This is a genomic window from Streptomyces sp. NPDC104761, from assembly GCF_055583445.1.
This window is the reverse complement of the sequence record NZ_JBVJNZ010000020.1, coordinates 98,500-115,838: the sequence shown is the minus strand read 5'-3', so window position 1 is coordinate 115,838 and position 17,339 is coordinate 98,500. Positions and strand designations below refer to the sequence as shown.

Sequence of the window (17,339 nt, the reverse complement as noted above, 5' to 3'; positions counted from 1 at the left end):
TCCATGGAGACTCAGCTCGCTGTGTGGGAGACACCCGAGTTCGACGAGATCGCAGTCGCGGCCGAGGTGACCATGTACCTCGCTCAGTTGGAGGACCTGGAGGACTAGCGGAGGTGGGAGGGTGCCGGACCTGGTCCGGCACCCTCCGACGGTTCGAGACGGCCACGGACGGCCGCGCCGACGACGGACCTGGATCCTCACGGACCTGGATTCTCACGGACCCGGATCCTCGATGAACGGAAGTGCCGGCGTGTTGCTGCGAGTGCTGGGCTCGGCGGCGGGGGGTGGCTCCCCGCAGTGGAACTGCGGCTGCCCGGTGTGCGCCGCGGTCCGCTCCGGGGCCGGCCTCGCGCGCACCCAGTCGTCGGTCGCGGTCAGTGCCGACCGACGACGGTGGTTCCTCATCAACGCCTCGCCCGACGTACGCGCCCAGATCGAGGTCTTTCCAGGCCTGCACCCGCGCGACGACCGGACGACGCCGTTGGAGGCGGTGCTGCTCACCGACGCCGAGCTGGACCACACGCTGGGCCTGCTGCTGTTGCGCGAGGCCCGCGCCCTGCGGCTGTACGCCACTCAGGCGGTGCGCAAGACACTGTTCGACGGCTCGGGGATTCTGCGTACGCTCGAGCGCTACTGCCGGGTCGAGTGGCATGCGGTGATCCCCGACGCCGGCCTCGCCCTGGCGGAGGGTCTGTCCTGCCGGGTTTTCGACGTGCCCACCGTCAAGCGCGACCGGTTCGCAACCGGGGTGGACCACGGCCGCGTCGTGGGCTATCGGCTGGCCGACGAGCGCAGCGGCGGGACTCTGGTGTACCTGCCAGGCGTGCAATCGCTGACACCGGCGCTGCACGTGGAGATCGAGGGCTGCGACTGCCTGCTGATCGACGGGACCTGCTGGCGTGACGACGAGCTGGTACGGCTCGGCCTGGCCGGCAAGACGTCCAGAGAGATGGGCCACCTGCCCATCGACGGCCCGGACGGCAGCCTGGCGCAGCTCCCGTCGCTGGGTGTGGGGCGGACGATCTTCGTACACATGAACAACACCAACCCGGTGCTCCTGGAGGGCGCGCCCGAGCGGCGTACCGTGGAGGAGAGCGGCATGGAAGTGGCCATGGACGGCCTCGAGGTCCAGGTGTAGAGCCGTGATGACAACGACCACCACAACCGGCGCCGACGGCTTCGTCGAGATCTTGCGGGCCCACTCGCGGCGCTACCACGACCAGCACCCGTTCCACGTCCGGATGAACGCGGGCCGACTCAGCCGCCGGCAGATCCGGGGCTGGGTGGCCAATCGCTTCTACTACCAGGAGAACATCCCCCGCAAGGACGCCGCGATCCTTTCCAACTGCCCCGACCTCGAGGTCCGCCGCCGCTGGATCCGGCGGATCATCGACCACGACGGCACCGCCGGCGGCGAGGGCGGCATCGAGGCGTGGCTGCGCCTGGGCGAGGCCGTCGGGCTGACCCGCGAGGAGGTGAAGGACCACCGGCACCTGGTACCCGGGGTGCGGTTCGCCGTCGACGCCTACGTGAACTTCGCCCGGACCCGGCCGTGGGTGGAGGCGGTGGCGTCCTCGCTCACCGAACTGTTCGCGCCCGACCTGATGGCCGCGCGGCTGGCCGCGTTCGAGCGGCGGTACCCGTGGATCGACCCCGAGGGCCTTGTCTACTTCCGCGCCCGCCTGGAGCAGGCTCCACGTGACTGCGAGCACGCCTTGGAGGTGGTCACCGCGCACTGCCTCTCCGCCGAGTCCCAGGCGCGCGCCGTCGACGCGCTGTCGTTCAAATGCGACGTCCTGTGGAGCCTGATGGACGCCATCGACCAGGCCTACCCGGAGTGACCACCATGCACGCGACCCCTCCCGGAACGACCCGGACCAGAACCAGGACCCGACCCGGCGTGTCCGGCGCGGACCGGCCCAGGCTTGCGCGCCATGTCCGGCTGACCTTCTGCCGGACCAGGCAGCGCAAGGTCCTGCTGCACCCCGAGACGGTGGTGGTGCTGAACGGCAGCGGCGCGGCCGTCCTCGAGCTGTGCGACGGGCGGCACACCGTGGCCGAGATCGTGACCGAGCTCGGCGCCCGCTACCAGACCGTCCCCGAGGACGAGGTGCGGCAGTTCTTGGACCGGCTCGTCGCCCGGCGCTGGCTGGAGCTTGGCGATGGATAGCCCGTACGGCCTGCTCGCCGAGCTCACCTACCGCTGCCCGCTGGCCTGCCCGTACTGCTCCAACCCGTTGAACATGGCCGGCTACCAGGACGAGCTGGCCACCGACGAGTGGCGGCGGGTGCTCGCCCAGGCGTGCGACCTCGGGGTTCTGCAGTGTCATCTGTCCGGTGGGGAACCGCTGCTGCGGCGCGATCTGGCGGAGATCGTGGCGGACGCCCACGACCTGGGCCTCTACACCAATCTGATCACCAGCGCCCTCGGGCTCTCGCCTCCGAGGGCCGAGCAGTTGCGGGCCGCCGGCCTGGACCACGTGCAGATCAGCATCCAGGCCGACGAACCGACCGTGTCCGACCGGATCGCGGGGACGCCGTCCTTCCAGCGCAAGATCGAGGCGATGGGCGTGGTCAAGGAGCTGGGCTGGCCGCTCACCATGAACGTGGTGCTGCACCGGCACAACATCGACCGCGTCGCCGAGGTGATCGGGCTGGCCGAGGAGGTGGGCGCCGACCGGCTGGAGCTGGCCAACACCCAGTACTACGGCTGGGCCTGGCGAAACCGTGACGCGCTGCTGCCGAGCCGGGCCCAGCTGGAGGCGGCCGAGACCGTCGTGCGGGCCGCCCGCGAGCGGCTGCGGGATCGCATGGACGTCATCTACGTCATCCCCGACTACTACAGCCGCTACCCGAAGCCCTGCATGGGCGGCTGGGCCTCCCGACAACTGACCGTGACGCCGAACGGCGACGTTCTGCCCTGCCCGGCCGCCCAGTCCCTGCCGTTGCCGCGGGCCAGCGTGCGGGAGGACTCGCTGCGGTGGATCTGGGCCGAGTCCCCGGTGATGACCGCGTTCCGGGGGACCGACTGGATGCCGGAGCCCTGCCGGAGCTGCTTCCGGCGAGAGGTGGACTTCGGCGGGTGCCGCTGCCAGGCGTTCCTGCTCACCGGCGACGCCGCCCGCACCGACCCGGTCTGCTACCTGTCGCCCGACCACGACCTGGTCGCCCAGGCCGTCGAGGCTGCCAACGCCGACTCGCGGGACGACGATCTTCCGCTGGTCCCCCGCGCGCACCGACCCGGTCGGCTCAGCCACCGGACCACAACGGCAGCACCGCAGCGGCGATGATCAAGGTGACCCCGCTCAGCAGGTCCGGGCGTATCCGGACGAGACGCGCCGCAGCACGTCCGAGCTGCAGCCCGACCAGCGACAATGCCGCCGTCATGACACCGAAGACGGCGGCCGAGAACCACGGGGAGAGCCCAAGGACGCCCAGGCTCGCCCCGGCGAACAAGTTGTCCAGGCTCAGCGTCAACGGGATGCCGAACAACGCCCACGGGTGGTCCAACTCGTCCGGCTCGGGGTTCCGAAGGGCTGAGACGACCAGGTAGAGACCATACCCGCCGAGCGCGGCGGCGCCCACCACATCGGCGACGCCCCCGACGGACTCCCCGATCTGGTGACCGATCAACAGCCCGACCAGGGGCATGATCGCGTCCATCAGCCCGAAGGTCAGCGCCACCTGCACCGCGCGCTTCACACCGAATGGGACCGTGCCGAGCGCGATCGATACCCGGAAATTGTCGAGACTGAGTACAAAACCCAGGACCAGTATTTCCCAGATCATGGCGATGCCCGATGGTGGTCGGCGTCGGCGAAAACGACTCCGCTTCGGCTTGACTCCACAATTCCACATACTATCTCAGGTGGTTCCTGGAATAAACCCAGAAAGCCGCTTTCTGGAAGATTCTCCCGCTTCCATAAGGGTGCGCTGATTGAACCTGCGCGCGTCATTTCGGCCATCTCGTAGGTGGTGTTATCCGGGCCACCCTGACGATCGCAGGCTCATTCACAGCAGCTGTAGTTCTTGATCACGCCGGTCGTGTCAGGTCGTCGCGGCGGCGGTGATGTTGTTCCAGCGGCGGTGTGCTTCGGCCGCGCGGTGCTGGTGTTCGCGGCAGGCGGACCGGTGCAGTAGGTGATCGCGGTCGCGGCGGGGCGAGGACAGCACTGTGGCCCGGAGCAGAGGGAGCAGTTCGCGGGCGCCGGCCGGGACGAGTCGGCCGCGGGTGGCCTGGGCGGTGGTGCACAGGCGGGTGACGGCGAGGATGACCTGCCCCACCTCTCCCGAACCTGCAGCAGATCCCACAGCTTCAGGCACCTGCCCGCTGACCGCGGAGCGATGTTCTTCGCCATGGTCGCCATGGGAACCGTGTTCGGAGCCGTCCAGACCACCGTCACCGTGTACGCCAACACCATCGGCAAGCCCGGCGTCGCCGGCCTCGTCTACGCCGAGTTCGCCATCGGCAGCGCCCTGGCCGGCGCCGCCTGCGCCTGGCTCCCCCGGGGATTCACTCTGCGGGCCCGCTACACCGCCTTCGCCGCAGCACTCTTCGCGGGCATGCTCATCCTCTGCACCGGCGCACAACTCGCATCCGTGCCCGCGGCCGTCGCACTGGCGAGCTTCACCGTCGCGCCGTACATGATCAGCCTCTACGCCCTCACCGAACGGCTTGCCCCCGCCGAACACGCTGCCGTCGCCATGACCATCCTGTGCGCCGGAGGCCCGCTCGGGACAGCTGCAGGACAGGCCGTCTCCGGCAGTCTCGCCCAGACACACGGAGTCGACGGCGCTGGATCATCGACCGTCCCTCCGCAGAGAATCCGGCGCTCCCAGCACCGGCCGACGCCGCCTGAACAACAACGCCAACCGGCGACCGGTGCGGTGGCCAAGGCGGTCGAACGCCTCGCCCAGGCGCAGCAGGCCATCGTCACCGACTGGAGCGCCGCCCTCACCACGCTCGGACTCAGCTGACACCACCGCCCGCCCGGCCGATCATCGTGATGAACGCGGGGAGGATGTGCGATCGTGAGGGTGTCCGGGCCTGCTGCTTTCCCCCGTAGCTGCGGGCCCGGACTCCTGTCTCAGCAGGCGAGGGTGACGGTGATCGGCTGGTTGGGACCCGATGCCATTCGAATGGCCGTAGCCATTGGCCGGTACGGTCCACAATCGACGGGCAGCCAGGCCAGTTACAGCGGCTGTCATCGCGGCGGCCGTGGCAGCACCGCCGTACCACCGGTCGATCCCGTTTGCGCACCGCGGTCAGAGGGCGTCGACGCCGCTCACCTTCCAACCGTCGGAGGTGCGGGTGAGCGTCATACGCACCCGGTTCAGGTCCAGCCGGGGCTCCGGGACCTGGGTGCTGCTGGTGACCTGGTTGACGAAGAGCAGGACGACGGCCCGGTCCGGTGCGGCCGACACGACGGAGACCGCCGGGGCGCCGCCGTCGGCGGGTGTGGCGACGGTCGCCTTCACCACGCCGTGGTACTTCGTCGCGGTCGGCGCGACCACCGCCTTCGTGGTCTTGCCGTACTGGTCGCGGAAGTGCCCGGTCAGCAGGGCGCGGGCCCGGGAGAAGTCCCGGTCCAGGTGCCGGTAGTCGTACGACAGCACGACCGGCGCCGCCTGCCGAGCGGCCGCGAGGGCCTCGCCGCGGGCCTGTTCCGCCTGCCGCCCCTGCCGGTACTGCCACCCGAGTACGGCGGCCGCGACCAGGGCCGCCACGAGGACGACGCCCAGCACCGCGGTGAGCACGCTCCGCCCGGCCTTGCGCGGGGGCGCGCCGTCCTCCGGCTGCTCCCCCTCGGACGACTCGGACGACTCGGGCGACTCGGGCGACTCGGGCTCCGGCGGGTCCTCCCAGCCGTTCGCCGGGGGCTCGACGAGCAGGGTGCGCCCGGAGGGAGGCCGTTCTTCCTGGCCGGCACCGTGGTCGGGGCGCGCGGGCCGTCCGGCGCGCTTGGCTGCCGCGCGGGCGGCCGCGGTCATGGTGCGGCGGGCCGGTGAGCCGGTGCGGGAGGTCGGGTTCGCCATGGTGTCTCTTCTCATCGATGGCCTCACGGGCGGGTCAGCCCACGAACGCGACGTCGGAGGTCAGCCAGCGGCCGTCCACGCGGGCGAGGTCGAGCTGGAGCCGGTAGGTGCGCGCCTGCCCCTCGGGCGCGGCGCTGTTGGTGACCTTGCTGTCGCCCACGACCAGGACCCGGGCCGAGCGCGCGTCGGACCGCACGATGCCCGCGTCCAGGACCTGTCCCTCGGACACCGACTTGTTCTGCGCAACCAGCTTCGTCAGCTGTGCGGTCTGCGCGGCGAACTCCTTCTTGAACTCGCCGGTGGCGCCCTTCAGCACATTGCCGCTGTCCCGGTCGTAGTGCCGGTAGTCGAGCGAGGTGAAGTTCAGCGCCGACTGGCGGGCCGCCGCCAGGATGTCCTGACGGCGCTGTTCCGCCGCGCGCTGGTCGGACAGTTTCAGGCCCAGCCAGACACACAGCACGGTCGTCAGCACGGTCGCGGCGACCAGCCCCGCCGACAGCAGCCTCATGCGTCCGCCCCTCATGCCATCGGTCCCACGAGCAGCCATTGCCACGACTCCTTTCCGAACACGGTCTGTTCCCCGCCCGTCGAGCCGATCTCGAAGGGCGTTCCGTCCGGGCCGGTCACGGTGCCGGTCTCCGGGTCGTACGGGGCCACGAACGCGCTCTGGCCGGCGCCGTACCGGCCCGTCGTCACGCCGGGCGCGTTCTGCGCTCCGCGCACCGAGGTCTTGCCGCCGCGCGGCACCGTGCAGCGCGCGTCGGTGTTCGCCGGGCGCGTGCTGGTGTCGGCGGGGTCGCGCCGCTGGTTGCCGTAGCCCTGGGTGCATGCGGGAGGGTCGTCGGCGTTCACGGTCATCCCGAAGTGGGTGGTGCCGTCGCCGGGGATGACCGTGTAGCTGCCCGCGACCGTGAGCGGGAGTGTGACCAGGGCCTGTTCGACGCCGGGCAGCCGGGCCAGGGTGATCTGGCCGCCGCTGACGAGGTTGGCCAGCAGGACCGGCACCTGCGGCCGGGTGGACTTCAGCAGGGAGTCCAACTGCTGGGCGGCGGGCGCGGTGTTGTCGACGAGCCTGCGCAGATCGCCGTCGCTCGACTTCAGCTGCTCGGTGAGCGTGGCCAGGTCGCGGGAGAACGACTTGATGGCCGAGCCCTGGTCGGCCTGGGTCTTGAGCACCTTCCGCGAGTCCTCGATCAGCGAGACCGTCTGGGGGAGCGACTCGGACGCCGACTCCACCAGCGCGTTGCCGGAGTCCACCAGCCGGCTCAGGTTCGGTCCGGTGCCGGCGAAGGCCTTGCCCAACTCGTCCACGGTGACCCGCAGATCGTCCTTGCCGACCGAGTTGACCAGCCGGTCCAGGCTGAGGACCAGGTCGGTGACCGGCAGCGGGGTCCGGGTGCGGCTGCGCGGGATCGGGCTGCCGTCCATGAGGTACGGCCCGCCCGACCGCCGTGGCTGGAGGTCGACGTACTGCTCGCCCACCGCCGAACGGTCGGCGACCACCGCGAGTGTGTCGGCGGGGATCCTCGGGGCGCCGTCCTCGATCTTCAGCGCCGCCGAGACCCCGGACCCGGTCAGCCGCAGATCGCCCACGCGGCCCACCGGCACGCCCCGGTAGGTGACCTCGGCGCCGGGGAAGACGCCCCCGGACTCGGCGAAGTCGGCGCGCACGGTGTAGCCGCGGTGCAGGACGTCGTCCACCAGGCCCGTGTACCGGGCGCCCACGTAGGACACCCCGAGGGCGGTGACGGTGGCGAAGGCGAGCAACTGGGCTCTGACCGTACGTGTGATCACGGCAGTATCCCCTTCAGCATCAGCTCGGCGAGGCCGAGATCGACCCCCGGCGGGAGGCGACGCGAGCCGTCCCCGGTGCCGTACGCAGCCGTGCACACCGGCGGGCACAGCAGGGTGCTGCCGTCGGAGGGCGTCGAGGGTACGGCGGGCACGGGGGGCACGGACGGGATGCCCGGCAGGGACGGGACGGACGGGAGAGGGGTGGGAGTGGGGACGACGGGAAGTTGCGGTGTCCCGGGGGCCGGGGACTTCCCGCCGTTGCCCGGCTTGCCGGTGACGTTGCCGTACAGGTCCGCCAGGTCGAGGTCGGCGGTGATCTTGAGGTTGACGTAGTCGCCCTTGACGGCGTCCGTCGCGTTGCGCGGGAACGGGTAAGTGGTCAGGAGCTCAAGGGAGTCGGGCAGGTCGTCGCCCGCCTTGTTCAGTTGCTGCAGGATGGGCTGGAGCTTCGTCAGGTTGGCGACGGTGTCGTCGTGGGAGGCGTTCACCACCCTGGTGCCGGTCTTGCCGAGTGCCGACAGGGCGGCGAGCATCTTCGTCAGGTCCTTGCGCTGGTCGGCGAGGGCCTTCAGGGCGGGCGGAATGGTGTCGACGGCCAGCGCGATCGTCTTCTTCTCGTCCTTCAGCCGCTTCGCCAGCCGGTCGACGCCCTTGAGCGCGCGCACGATCTCCGCCCGCTGGTCGTCGAGGCCGCCGAGGAACGTGTCGAGTTGCTTCAGCAGGGACCTGACCCGGTCCTCGCGGCCGTTGAGGGCCTTGTTCAGCTCGACGGTGATCGTCTTCAGCTGGGCCACCCCGCCGCCGTTGAGCAGCGCGGACAGGGCCGACAGCACCTCCTCGACCTCCGGGTTGCGGCCGCTGCGGGACAGCGGGATGCGGTCGCCGTCGTGGAGCCGTCCGACGGGCCGCGTGCCGGTCGGCGCGGACAGGGCGACGTACTTCTCGCCGAGCATGCTGGTCTGCCTCAGATCGGCGACGGCGTTGCCGGGCAGCTTCACCGAGTCGGCGATGCGCAGCCGTACCCGCGCGTGCCAGCCGTCCAGTTCCACCCTCTCCACCGCGCCGACGGTGACGTTGTTGACCTTGACCGCCGACTGCGGCACCAGATCCAGGACGTCCCGGAAGTCGACGGTGACGTGGTAGGCGTGACCGTCCGAGGCGGCGCCGCCGGGGAGCGGAACGTCGTACCAGCCGTTGAACTCGCAGCCGGTCAGCAGCAGCGAGCCGACCGCCGCCCAGGCGGCCACCCGCCCCTTGCGCTGCACGCTCATGCTCTTGCCCCCAGAATCCCGCCGAGGGTCTTGTCGACCGTGCCCGTCGACGGCGGGGCCGACGGAACCTCGGGCAGGGAGTCGAAGAGCTTCTTCAGCCCGGCACAGTTGTCGTGGTCGTCGCCGGTCGTCTTCAGGATCGAGCAGAGAACGGAGGACGGATCCTGCGAGGTCTGCGCGTTGTTGCGGGTGTCGAGGGTGCCGGCGGCGGGGTCGTAGGCGTTCTGCAGGTTCGACAGGCCCGTGGGGGCGACGGTCAACAGCTCCTCCAGAGCGTCCCGTTGGGTGACGAGGACCTTGGTGACCTTGGCCAGGCCCTGCACGTCCGAGGTCAGCGCCTTCTTGTTGCCCTTCACGAAGCCGGACACGTCGCCGAGTGCGGCGGCCAGGTACTTCAGCGCGGCCGCGAGATCCTTGCGCTCCCCGGCGAGCTGCCCGGCCACGTCCGCGAGGTCGGTGTCGAACGACCGCACGCTGGTGTCGTCCGCCGCCAGCGCGGCCGTGAACACCTGAAGGTTCCGCACGGTCCCGAACAGGTCGCCCCGCCCGTCGGACAGCGTGGTGACCGCCTGGGACAGGTCCTCCACCGTCTGGTTGAGGTTCTCGCCCTGCCCCTGGAGGTTGTCCGCGCTCACCCCGAGCAGCCGGGACAGCGCCCCCTTCTTGTTGGCACCGTTCGGGCCGAGTGCCTCGGCGGTGGTGTGCAGACTGTCGAAGATCCGGTCCAGCTCGACGGGGACGGCCGTACGGGACTCGGGGATGACGCCTCCGTCCCGCAGCACCGCGCCCTTGCGGTACACCGGCAGCAGCTGCACGTAACGGTCGCTGACCACCGAGGAGTTGATGATGGCGGCCTGTGCGTCGGCGGGGACCTTGCGGCTCCGGTCGTATTCCAGCTCCACCCGTACCCGGTCGTCCTCCGGCGTGATCTTCTTGACCTCGCCGATGCGGACGCCGAGGACGCGGACGTCGGAGCCGGGGTAGATGCCGACGGTGCGCGGGAAGTACGCCGTGACGCGGACGGGGGCGGGGCCCGGCCAGAGGACGACGGCGAGGCCGATGACGATCGCGAGCGCGGTGAACAGGGCCAGGAGTCTGCGGGTCATCGGGTGCCTCCCGTCCGTGGCGTGACCGGGGCGGCGACCAGGTTCTGGATGTAGGAGTCGAACCACCGGCCGTTGCCGAGGGTGTTGGTGAAGAGCCGTACGTAGGGGGCGAGGAGCCGGACGCTGCGGTCGAGGCTTGCCTGGTTGCGTTCGAGCATCGTCACGAAGGTGTTGATGTTCTTCAGCGCGGGCCCGATCTCCTTGCTGTTGTCGTCGACCAGGCCGTACAGCTCGATGCCGAGCAGCGCGGAGCTCTTGAGCAGCTTGTGGATCGCCGCACGCCGCTCGTCGATCTCCTTGAACAGGGCGTCACCGTCCCTCACCAGCGCGGAGAAGTCCTTCGTGTGACCGGCCAGCACCTCGGTGACTCCGTTCGCATGGTCGAGGAGCCCGCGCAGCGCCTGGTCACGGGCGGCGACGGTCCGGGAGATCCGCGACAGCCCCTTGATCGACGCCCGCACCTCCTCGGGGGAGTCCTGGAAGGTGACGGAGATCGTGCCCAGTGCCTTCGCGAGCCGGTCCGTGTCGATCTCCTCGGTGGTGGTCGTCAGGTCACTGAAGGCCTGGACGACGTCGTACGCCGACACGGTCCGCCGGAGCGGGATCTCGCGGCCCGGCCTCAACTGGCCGGGCCCCTTCGGGTACAGGGCCAGGTACTTCGCGCCGAGGATCGTCTTGACACGGATCGACGCACCCGTGTCGGTACCGAACGCCGGACGGCCCTTCACTTTGAAGGTCACCTTGACGTGGTCGCCCTCCAGGTCGACGCCCTCGACCTTGCCGACCTTGACCCCGGCGATCCGAACCTCGTCGCCCGGCTTGAGCCCGCCGGCCTCGGAGAAGGCCGCGCTGTAGGTGTCGCCGCCGCCGATCAGCGGCAGGCTGTCGGCGTTGAAGGCGGCAACGGTGAGCAGCGCGAGGACGGTGAGGCCGACGGCACCCACGACAACCGGATTGCGCTCGCGGAAGGGCTTGAGGCGTGGGCGCCTGAGCCGGATCCTGGGCAGCTTGGGCGGCAGGACCCGGACTTTCACGAGGGGTTCGGGGCGGGGTTTGCGTTTCGGCAGCAGTCTGGGGAGTCTCGGCAGCCTGGGCGGCAGGACGCGTACCTTCACCAGCGGCTCGGGGCGGCGGACCTTGCGCCGCCTGATGCGCATGCTCATCCGCCGCACCTCGCCTGCGCCACGTGCAGCTCCGGGCTGATCACCTGCTTGGTCTTCGGCAGCACGATCCGGCCGTCGAAGTCGCAGAGGTAGAAGTTGAACCACGAGCCGTACGACGCGGTCCCCGTCAGCTTGTCGAGCTTGTTCGGCAGCCGCTTCAGGACACCCTCCACGGTGTTCTCGTTCTTGTTCAGCGTTCCGGCGAGACCGCCGAGCCCGGCGATGTCGTCCTTCAGCGGTGGACGCGCGTCCTTCAGCAGCCCCGACGTGACGTCCGTGAGGTCGCCGATGCTCACCAGCGACTCCCCGAGGGGCTTGCGGTCGGCGGACAGCCCCGAGACCACCCGGCGCAGCTGCGTGAGCAGCCCGGAGAAGCGGGAGCCGCGCTTGTCGAGCGTCTCCAGGACGGTGTTGAGGTTGTCGATCACCGATCCGATCAGCTTGTCGCGGTCGGCGAGGGTGCTGGTGAGCGAGGCGGTGTGCGCGAGCAGGCTGTTCACCGTGCCGCCCTCGCCCTGGAGGGTCTGGACGATCTCGGTGGCCAGCTGGTTGACGTCGCTCGGGCTGAGCGCGGCGAACAGCGGCTTGAAGCCGTTCAGCAGGGCGTTGAGGTCCAGCGCCGGCTGGGTCCGGGACAACGGGATCGTGCCGCCCGGCCGCAGCCGCGCGGTGACGTCCCCCGTGCCCTCGGTGAGCGCGATGTACCGCTGCCCGACCAGGTTGCGGTAGCGGACGACCGCACGGGTCCCGGCGAGCAGCGGCCGGTCCGCGCTGACGGTGAACGTGACCTCCGCCAGGGTCCGGTCCTTGATCCGGATGCCGTCGACCTCCCCCACCCGCACTCCGGCCACCCGGATGTCGTCGCCGGTCTCCAGCCCGGTGACGTCGGTGAACACCGCGTGATAGGTGTCCTTGGGGGTGAAGGAGACGTTGACGACGGTGGCGGCGAGCAGCGCCGTCGCCGCGATCGTGACCAGCGCGAAGAGGCTGAACTTGACCAGCGGGGCGGCGGTCTGCCGGGCTCCTGACCTGCTCATGCGACACTCACCGCCGTTCCGCGCGCGAGCGGCCCGAACAGCAGGGTCGCCACGGGCGGCACCTGGTCCGCGGGGACGCCCATGACGGGGGCCACGAGCGAGCCGACGGCCCGCTGCTCGGCCCGGGTGGCGGACACGCCGACATCGCCGGGGAGGGCGCCGGCGCCGGAACCTCCGGCCGACGTACCGTCGTCGAGGTGCGGCTTCGGCCCGGGTACCTGCGGATGCGGCAGGCCGCGGCAGTCCGGCCCGGACCGCTCGCCGTACACCGGCTCCTCACCGGGCCGGTACGCCCCCTGCGGCCGGACGACCTCAAGGGTGATCCGCATCTCGCCGCCCCGGAACGCGTCCTCCGACGCCTTCTCCTGCCGGACCAGGCCCTGGAACAGGCACGGGTACTCGGGGGAGTAGCGGGCGAACAGCTCCAGCGTGGGGCGGGAGACCCGGCCCAGGGTGATCAGCCGGTCGCCGTTCTCGGACAGGAAGCCGTTCGCCGTGCCCGCCACGGAGGCGGTCGCGCGCAGAGCCGAGGCCAACCGGTCCCTCTTCTCGACGATCGTCCGGCTGGTGGTGACCGTGTTGCGCAGGATCCGCATCAGGTCGGGGGCGGCGTCGCCGTACACCTCGGCGACGTCCGCGAACCGTGTGATGTCCTCCTTGAGGGAGGGCATGTGCGGGTTGAGGCGGCGCAGATAGCCCTCGACCCGGACGAGGTTGTCGCCGATCCGGTCGCCGCGGCCCTCCAGAGCGGTGGCGAACGCCGAGAGCGTGGCGTTGAGTTCGCCCGGCTGGACCGTCCGCAGCAGCGGCAGCAGGTCGTTCATCAGCTGCTGTACCTCGATGCCGACCGTGGTGCGGTCCTGAGTGATGACGTCCCCGGCGCGGATGGGCCGGGCCGCCGACCCGGCGGGCGGCACGAGATCGACGTACTTCTCGCCGAAGAGTGTCTTGGGCAGCAGCCGCGCGTGTACGTCCGAGGGGATGTACGCGACGTACTCCGGCTTGAGCGCGATGTCGAGCGTGGCCTTCGTCCCGTCCGCGTGCGCCGCCCGGACCTCGCCGACCAGCAGCCCGCGCAGCTTGACGTCGGCGCGCGGCTCCAGCTGGTTGCCGAGCGCGTCGGCCTGCAGCGTGATGTGCACGACCGGCGTGAACGCCTGCTCGTAGACGGCCACCGCGAGCGACAGCAGCAGCGCGAGCACGGCGATGAACGCGACGCCGTACAACCTGAGTCTCCGTGCTCTCATCGGCCTCACCCCGCGATCCGTACGGTCGTGTTGGCGCCCCAGATCGCGAGGCTCAGGAAGAAGTCCAGGACGTTGATGGCGACGATCGAGGTCCGCACCGCACGGCCGACCGCGACGCCGACGCCCGCCGGGCCGCCGCTCGCGTGGTAGCCGTAGTAGCAGTGCACCAGGATGATCAGGACGGCGAAGACGATCACCTTGCCGAAGGACCAGAAGACGTCCACCGGTGGCAGGTACTGGTGGAAGTAGTGGTCGTAGGTGCCCGTCGACTGCCCGTAGTAACCGGTCGTGATGGTGCGGGCGGCGAGGTACGAGGACAACAGCCCGATCACGTACAGCGGGATCACCGCGACGAAGCCGGCGATCATCCGCGTCGTCACCAGGAACGGCAGCGACGGGACGCCCATCACCTCCAGCGCGTCGGTCTCCTCGCTGATCCGCATCGCACCGAGCTGCGCGGTGAACCCGGCGCCGACCGTCGCGGACAGGGCGAGTCCGGCCACCAGCGGGGCGATCTCCCGGGTGTTGAAGTACGCCGACAGGAACGCGACGAAGTTGGAGGTGCCGAGCTGGTTGAGGGCCGCGTAGCCCTGGAGGCCGACCTCGGTTCCGGTGAAGAAGGAGAGGAAGGCGATCACGCCGACCGTGCCGCCGACGACGGCGAGGGCGCCCCGGCCGAAGCTCACCTCGGCGAGCAGCCGCAGGATCTCCTTCTTGTAGCGGCGGACGGTGCGGCCCGGCCAGGCCAGTGAGCGCCCGTAGAAGGAGAGCTGGGATCCGAGCTCTTCGAGAGCGTCCAGTGGACGGCTGAGAAGTCGCATGGGCTAACCCCTCTGCGGGACGACCTGGAAATACACCGCGGTCATCACGAAGTTGGTCACGAACAGCAACATGAAGGTGATCACGACCGACTGGTTGACCGCGTCGCCCACGCCCTTCGGCCCGCCCTGCGCGGTCAGCCCCTTGTAGGAGGCGACGATCGCGGCGATCGCCCCGAACACCAGCGCCTTCAGCTCGGCCGCCCACAGGTCGTCCAGCTGGGCGAGAGTGGTGAAGGAGGCCAGGTAGGCGCCGGGTGTGCCGTTCTGCAGGATGACGTTGAAGAAATAGCCGCCCGCGACGCCGACGACCGACACCAGACCGTTGAGCAGCACGGCCACCACCATCGAGGCCAGCACGCGCGGCACCACCAGCCGGTGGATCGGGTCGATGCCGAGCACCTGCATCGCGTCGATCTCGTCCCGGATCTTGCGCGCCCCGAGGTCCGCGCAGATCGCCGTGGATCCCGCGCCCGCGATCAGCAGCGCCGTGACGATCGGCGAGGCCTCGCGCAGCACCGCGAGCACGGACGCGGCCCCGGAGAACGACTGGGCGCCGAGCTGCCGGGTCAGGCCGCCGATCTGGAGCGCGATGACCGCGCCGAAGGGGATGGACACGAGGGCGGTGGGCAGGATCGTGACACTCGCGACGAACCACGCCTGCTGGATGAACTCCCTTGCCTGGAAAGGCCGTCTGGGCAGGGTCCGGACGACGTCCAGGGCCATCGCGAACAGGTTGCCCGAGTGCCGCAGCGCACCGGTGGGGGACAGGCTCATGCGCCGGCCACCTCCTTGCGCCGCAGCTCGGCCTCCCGTGTCGCGATCGCCTCCCAGCGGGGCGGTCGGGTGATGCCGGGGCCCGGCAGCAGGCGGGGGGTCAGGGGCCTGCTGCCGGGAGGACCGGTGGGTTCCTGGACCTGGGCGAGTTCCTGTTCGACCTGGGCCGCGTCCTTCTCCTCCGCCATGCCGATCGGCCCCTGCATCCGGCCGTTCAGGAACTGGCGGACGACGGGCTCGTCGCTGGTCAGCAGCTGTTCGCGGGGCCCGAACATCACCAGCTCGCGCCGGAACAACAGCCCGATGTTGTCTGGGACCTGGCGGGCGGAGGCGATGTCGTGGGTGACGATGAGGAAGGTCGCGTCGATCTGCGCGTTGAGGTCGACGATGAGCTGGTTGAGGTAGGCCACGCGCACCGGGTCGAGGCCGGAGTCCGGCTCGTCGAAGAGGATGATCTCCGGGTCCAGGACCAGCGCCCGGGCGAGCCCGGCGCGTTTGCGCATACCGCCGGAGATCTCGCCGGGCAGCTTGGCCTCGGCACCGAGCAGCCCGACCAGCTCCATCTTCTCGAGCACGATCCGGCGGATCTCGCTCTCCGACTTGCGGGTGTGCTCGTGCAGGGGGAAGGCGATGTTGTCGTACAGGTTCATCGAGCCGAACAGCGCGCCGTCCTGGAACAGCACGCCGAACAACTTCCGCACCTCGTACAGATCGTGCTCACGCAGTGTGGTGATGTCCCGCCCGGCCACCGTGACCGAGCCGCGGTCCGGCTTGAGCAGGCCGACGAGCGTCTTGAGGAACACCGACTTGCCCGTCCCGGACGGGCCGAGCATGACCGAGACCTCCCCGGCGGGCAGCGTCAGTGAGACGTCCTGCCAGATGACCTGGTGACCGAAGGACTTGGTCAGCCCTTCCACACAGATCTCGACACCCATCCGGTCCCGCCCTTCGCCCGTGCCCTCGCCCGTGAACAGCTCCGACGACTGCTCTACGGGGAGGGGCGGGGCGTCCGTCGCGGCGGACCCGGATTTTTTCGGACCGGTTTCGCGGGCCCTACGGCAGCTGCACGGGAGGCGTACTCGCGGTGGGCACGAAGCGCGGGGCGGACGGCACGGCGTCAGGGGCCGGGACCGGCGCGACCGACGGCGGCGAGGGGACGGCCGAGGCAACCGGAAGGTCCGGAACCCGCGGGACCGCGGGAGCCGACAGGCTCGGAAGCGAGGCCGCCGGGACGGCAGGCAGGGCCGGCACGGATGACAGGGATGGCAGGGGTACCTTCGCCGACGACCCGTCGGCAGTGGACGCGGCCGGCCGGTGCACGCGGACCGCCATCCCGCGTGCGCCTTCGGGCGTCCCGGGGACCCGCACCCGGGCCGTGCTGTCCGGCCGGATCGCCCCGGCACGGGCGGACACCGCCGGCCGGGGCGCCGGCCCCTTCCCGCCCCCGCCCAGCGCGTACGGCAGCGCGAAGCCCGCCACCACCAGCGTCGCCGCCGTCGAGGCCATGGCCACCGCCTGCGCCTTGCCGCCCGCGTGCGGCCGGCCGCGTCCCAGCAGGAACAGCACGAGCCCGAGCGTCCCGGCCAGCGAGGCGCGCAGCGTTCGCCGGGCGCGGGCCAGCAGGGACTCGACGGTCCGGTAGCTCAGCCCCATGCGCACGGCGACCTGGCCGACGTCCAGGCCCTCCGACTTCAGCCGCAGCGCCTCCGCCTGCCGGGCGGGCAGCTCGCCGCTGCGCACGGCGAGCCACTTCGCCTCGGCCCGGTCGCACACCGCATCCTCGACGGGTACCGGGCCCGGCGCGACGAGTGTGGGGCGGCTGCCCACCTCGGCCTCGCGGTTGACCTGCCGGTGCCGGTCGACGCACAGCCGCATCGTCACCGTCGTCAGCCAGGCGCCGAGCCGCTCGTCGTCGAGGTCCGGGCGCTCCGCGGCCCGCAGCATCGCCTCGTGAACGGCGTCCTCGGCGTCCTCCTGGCTCACGGACCGCCGCCTGGCCACCCTGAGCAGCTGCTCGCGTTGGCTCCACATGCGCAGCCAACGCTCGTCGGCGGCCGCTGTGTCCGCAGGCATGTCCGTCGCCATGAGGG

At 70.7% G+C, this 17,339-nt stretch carries 20 protein-coding genes; 6 read left to right on the top strand and 14 right to left on the bottom strand.

Annotated elements, in window-relative coordinates; translation table 11 throughout:
* Positions 1-3: 3 nt before the first annotated feature.
* From pqqA to pqqE, 5 genes are all read left to right on the top strand, one after another.
* A complete protein-coding gene (gene pqqA, locus ACZ63F_RS38105) occupies positions 4-108 on the top strand; it encodes a pyrroloquinoline quinone precursor peptide PqqA (RefSeq protein ID WP_293988696.1) in 105 nt (34 codons plus the stop codon).
* A gap of 124 nt (positions 109-232) precedes the next feature.
* Positions 233-1,138, top strand: coding sequence for a pyrroloquinoline quinone biosynthesis protein PqqB (gene pqqB, locus ACZ63F_RS38100; protein WP_469718233.1), 906 nt, complete (start codon positions 233-235; stop codon positions 1,136-1,138).
* Between the two features lie 7 nt (positions 1,139-1,145).
* Positions 1,146-1,841, top strand: a complete 696-nt coding sequence (pqqC, locus tag ACZ63F_RS38095; RefSeq protein ID WP_469718231.1) for a pyrroloquinoline-quinone synthase PqqC — start codon at positions 1,146-1,148, stop codon at positions 1,839-1,841.
* Between the two features lie 59 nt (positions 1,842-1,900).
* On the top strand, positions 1,901-2,170 hold the full coding sequence (gene pqqD / locus ACZ63F_RS38090) for a pyrroloquinoline quinone biosynthesis peptide chaperone PqqD (RefSeq protein ID WP_469718230.1): 270 nt from the start codon (positions 1,901-1,903) through the stop codon (positions 2,168-2,170).
* A complete protein-coding gene (gene pqqE, locus ACZ63F_RS38085) occupies positions 2,163-3,290 on the top strand; it encodes a pyrroloquinoline quinone biosynthesis protein PqqE (RefSeq protein WP_351498016.1) in 1,128 nt (375 codons plus the stop codon). Before pqqD ends, pqqE begins: the two co-directional genes overlap by 8 nt.
* Here pqqE and ACZ63F_RS38080 read toward each other — a convergent pair.
* Positions 3,250-3,789, bottom strand: a complete 540-nt coding sequence (locus ACZ63F_RS38080) for a manganese efflux pump MntP (RefSeq protein ID WP_469718229.1) — start codon at positions 3,787-3,789, stop codon at positions 3,250-3,252. The genes pqqE and ACZ63F_RS38080 overlap by 41 nt on opposite strands.
* A gap of 258 nt (positions 3,790-4,047) precedes the next feature.
* A complete protein-coding gene (locus ACZ63F_RS38075; protein ID WP_469718227.1) occupies positions 4,048-4,311 on the bottom strand; it encodes a hypothetical protein in 264 nt (87 codons plus the stop codon).
* 45 nt (positions 4,312-4,356) lie between these two features.
* Between ACZ63F_RS38075 and ACZ63F_RS38070 the strand changes: the two genes are divergently transcribed.
* Positions 4,357-4,977, top strand: a complete 621-nt coding sequence (locus tag ACZ63F_RS38070) for an MFS transporter (protein WP_469718226.1) — start codon at positions 4,357-4,359, stop codon at positions 4,975-4,977.
* Between the two features lie 288 nt (positions 4,978-5,265).
* On the opposite strand, the gene ACZ63F_RS38065 is transcribed toward ACZ63F_RS38070, so the two are convergent.
* The 12 genes from ACZ63F_RS38065 to ACZ63F_RS38010 form a co-directional block, all read right to left on the bottom strand.
* Entirely contained in the window at positions 5,266-6,036 is a 771-nt protein-coding gene (locus ACZ63F_RS38065) for a hypothetical protein (RefSeq protein ID WP_469718225.1), read from the bottom strand.
* A 34-nt stretch (positions 6,037-6,070) separates the two neighbouring features.
* Positions 6,071-6,544 (bottom strand): hypothetical protein, encoded by a 474-nt coding sequence (locus tag ACZ63F_RS38060; protein ID WP_469718224.1) that lies wholly within the window; start codon positions 6,542-6,544, stop codon positions 6,071-6,073.
* An 11-nt stretch (positions 6,545-6,555) separates the two neighbouring features.
* Positions 6,556-7,830, bottom strand: a complete 1,275-nt coding sequence (locus ACZ63F_RS38055) for an MCE family protein (RefSeq protein WP_469718222.1) — start codon at positions 7,828-7,830, stop codon at positions 6,556-6,558.
* Positions 7,827-9,101 (bottom strand): MCE family protein, encoded by a 1,275-nt coding sequence (locus ACZ63F_RS38050; RefSeq protein ID WP_469718221.1) that lies wholly within the window; start codon positions 9,099-9,101, stop codon positions 7,827-7,829. Before ACZ63F_RS38050 ends, ACZ63F_RS38055 begins: the two co-directional genes overlap by 4 nt.
* Entirely contained in the window at positions 9,098-10,207 is a 1,110-nt protein-coding gene (locus tag ACZ63F_RS38045; RefSeq protein ID WP_469718220.1) for an MCE family protein, read from the bottom strand. Before ACZ63F_RS38045 ends, ACZ63F_RS38050 begins: the two co-directional genes overlap by 4 nt.
* On the bottom strand, positions 10,204-11,370 hold the full coding sequence (locus ACZ63F_RS38040; protein ID WP_469718218.1) for an MCE family protein: 1,167 nt from the start codon (positions 11,368-11,370) through the stop codon (positions 10,204-10,206). Before ACZ63F_RS38040 ends, ACZ63F_RS38045 begins: the two co-directional genes overlap by 4 nt.
* The gene (locus ACZ63F_RS38035) at positions 11,367-12,407 is read right to left on the bottom strand and encodes an MCE family protein (protein ID WP_469718217.1); all 1,041 of its coding nucleotides are present in this window, start codon (positions 12,405-12,407) and stop codon (positions 11,367-11,369) included. Before ACZ63F_RS38035 ends, ACZ63F_RS38040 begins: the two co-directional genes overlap by 4 nt.
* Positions 12,404-13,654: an MCE family protein gene (locus ACZ63F_RS38030; protein WP_469718216.1), complete on the bottom strand. Its 1,251-nt coding sequence runs from the start codon at positions 13,652-13,654 to the stop codon at positions 12,404-12,406. Before ACZ63F_RS38030 ends, ACZ63F_RS38035 begins: the two co-directional genes overlap by 4 nt.
* Before the next feature lie 5 nt (positions 13,655-13,659).
* Complete coding sequence (locus tag ACZ63F_RS38025; protein ID WP_469718214.1) at positions 13,660-14,475, bottom strand: MlaE family ABC transporter permease; 816 nt, start codon at positions 14,473-14,475, stop codon at positions 13,660-13,662.
* A gap of 3 nt (positions 14,476-14,478) precedes the next feature.
* On the bottom strand, positions 14,479-15,249 hold the full coding sequence (locus tag ACZ63F_RS38020) for an MlaE family ABC transporter permease (protein ID WP_469718213.1): 771 nt from the start codon (positions 15,247-15,249) through the stop codon (positions 14,479-14,481).
* The gene (locus ACZ63F_RS38015) at positions 15,246-16,184 is read right to left on the bottom strand and encodes an ABC transporter ATP-binding protein (protein WP_469718212.1); all 939 of its coding nucleotides are present in this window, start codon (positions 16,182-16,184) and stop codon (positions 15,246-15,248) included. The genes ACZ63F_RS38020 and ACZ63F_RS38015 overlap by 4 nt, the downstream gene beginning before the upstream one ends.
* Before the next feature lie 118 nt (positions 16,185-16,302).
* On the bottom strand, positions 16,303-17,322 hold the full coding sequence (locus ACZ63F_RS38010) for an RNA polymerase sigma factor (RefSeq protein WP_469718210.1): 1,020 nt from the start codon (positions 17,320-17,322) through the stop codon (positions 16,303-16,305).
* Between the last annotated feature and the right edge of the window lie 17 nt (positions 17,323-17,339).

Coding starts and splice junctions, on each gene's coding strand:
- ACZ63F_RS38045 (WP_469718220.1), bottom strand. CDS start 10,207: ATGACCCGCAGACTCCTGGCCCTGTTCACCGCGCTCGCGATCGTCATC.
- pqqA (WP_293988696.1), top strand. CDS start 4: ATGGAGACTCAGCTCGCTGTGTGGGAGACACCCGAGTTCGACGAGATC.
- ACZ63F_RS38010 (WP_469718210.1), bottom strand. CDS start 17,322: ATGCCTGCGGACACAGCGGCCGCCGACGAGCGTTGGCTGCGCATGTGG.
- ACZ63F_RS38080 (WP_469718229.1), bottom strand. CDS start 3,789: ATGATCTGGGAAATACTGGTCCTGGGTTTTGTACTCAGTCTCGACAAT.
- ACZ63F_RS38070 (WP_469718226.1), top strand. CDS start 4,357: ATGGTCGCCATGGGAACCGTGTTCGGAGCCGTCCAGACCACCGTCACC.
- ACZ63F_RS38020 (WP_469718213.1), bottom strand. CDS start 15,249: ATGAGCCTGTCCCCCACCGGTGCGCTGCGGCACTCGGGCAACCTGTTC.
- ACZ63F_RS38025 (WP_469718214.1), bottom strand. CDS start 14,475: ATGCGACTTCTCAGCCGTCCACTGGACGCTCTCGAAGAGCTCGGATCC.
- pqqB (WP_469718233.1), top strand. CDS start 233: ATGAACGGAAGTGCCGGCGTGTTGCTGCGAGTGCTGGGCTCGGCGGCG.
- ACZ63F_RS38050 (WP_469718221.1), bottom strand. CDS start 9,101: ATGAGCGTGCAGCGCAAGGGGCGGGTGGCCGCCTGGGCGGCGGTCGGC.
- ACZ63F_RS38060 (WP_469718224.1), bottom strand. CDS start 6,544: ATGAGGCTGCTGTCGGCGGGGCTGGTCGCCGCGACCGTGCTGACGACC.
- ACZ63F_RS38030 (WP_469718216.1), bottom strand. CDS start 13,654: ATGAGAGCACGGAGACTCAGGTTGTACGGCGTCGCGTTCATCGCCGTG.
- pqqE (WP_351498016.1), top strand. CDS start 2,163: ATGGATAGCCCGTACGGCCTGCTCGCCGAGCTCACCTACCGCTGCCCG.
- ACZ63F_RS38015 (WP_469718212.1), bottom strand. CDS start 16,184: ATGGGTGTCGAGATCTGTGTGGAAGGGCTGACCAAGTCCTTCGGTCAC.
- pqqC (WP_469718231.1), top strand. CDS start 1,146: ATGACAACGACCACCACAACCGGCGCCGACGGCTTCGTCGAGATCTTG.
- ACZ63F_RS38035 (WP_469718217.1), bottom strand. CDS start 12,407: ATGAGCAGGTCAGGAGCCCGGCAGACCGCCGCCCCGCTGGTCAAGTTC.
- ACZ63F_RS38040 (WP_469718218.1), bottom strand. CDS start 11,370: ATGAGCATGCGCATCAGGCGGCGCAAGGTCCGCCGCCCCGAGCCGCTG.
- ACZ63F_RS38065 (WP_469718225.1), bottom strand. CDS start 6,036: ATGGCGAACCCGACCTCCCGCACCGGCTCACCGGCCCGCCGCACCATG.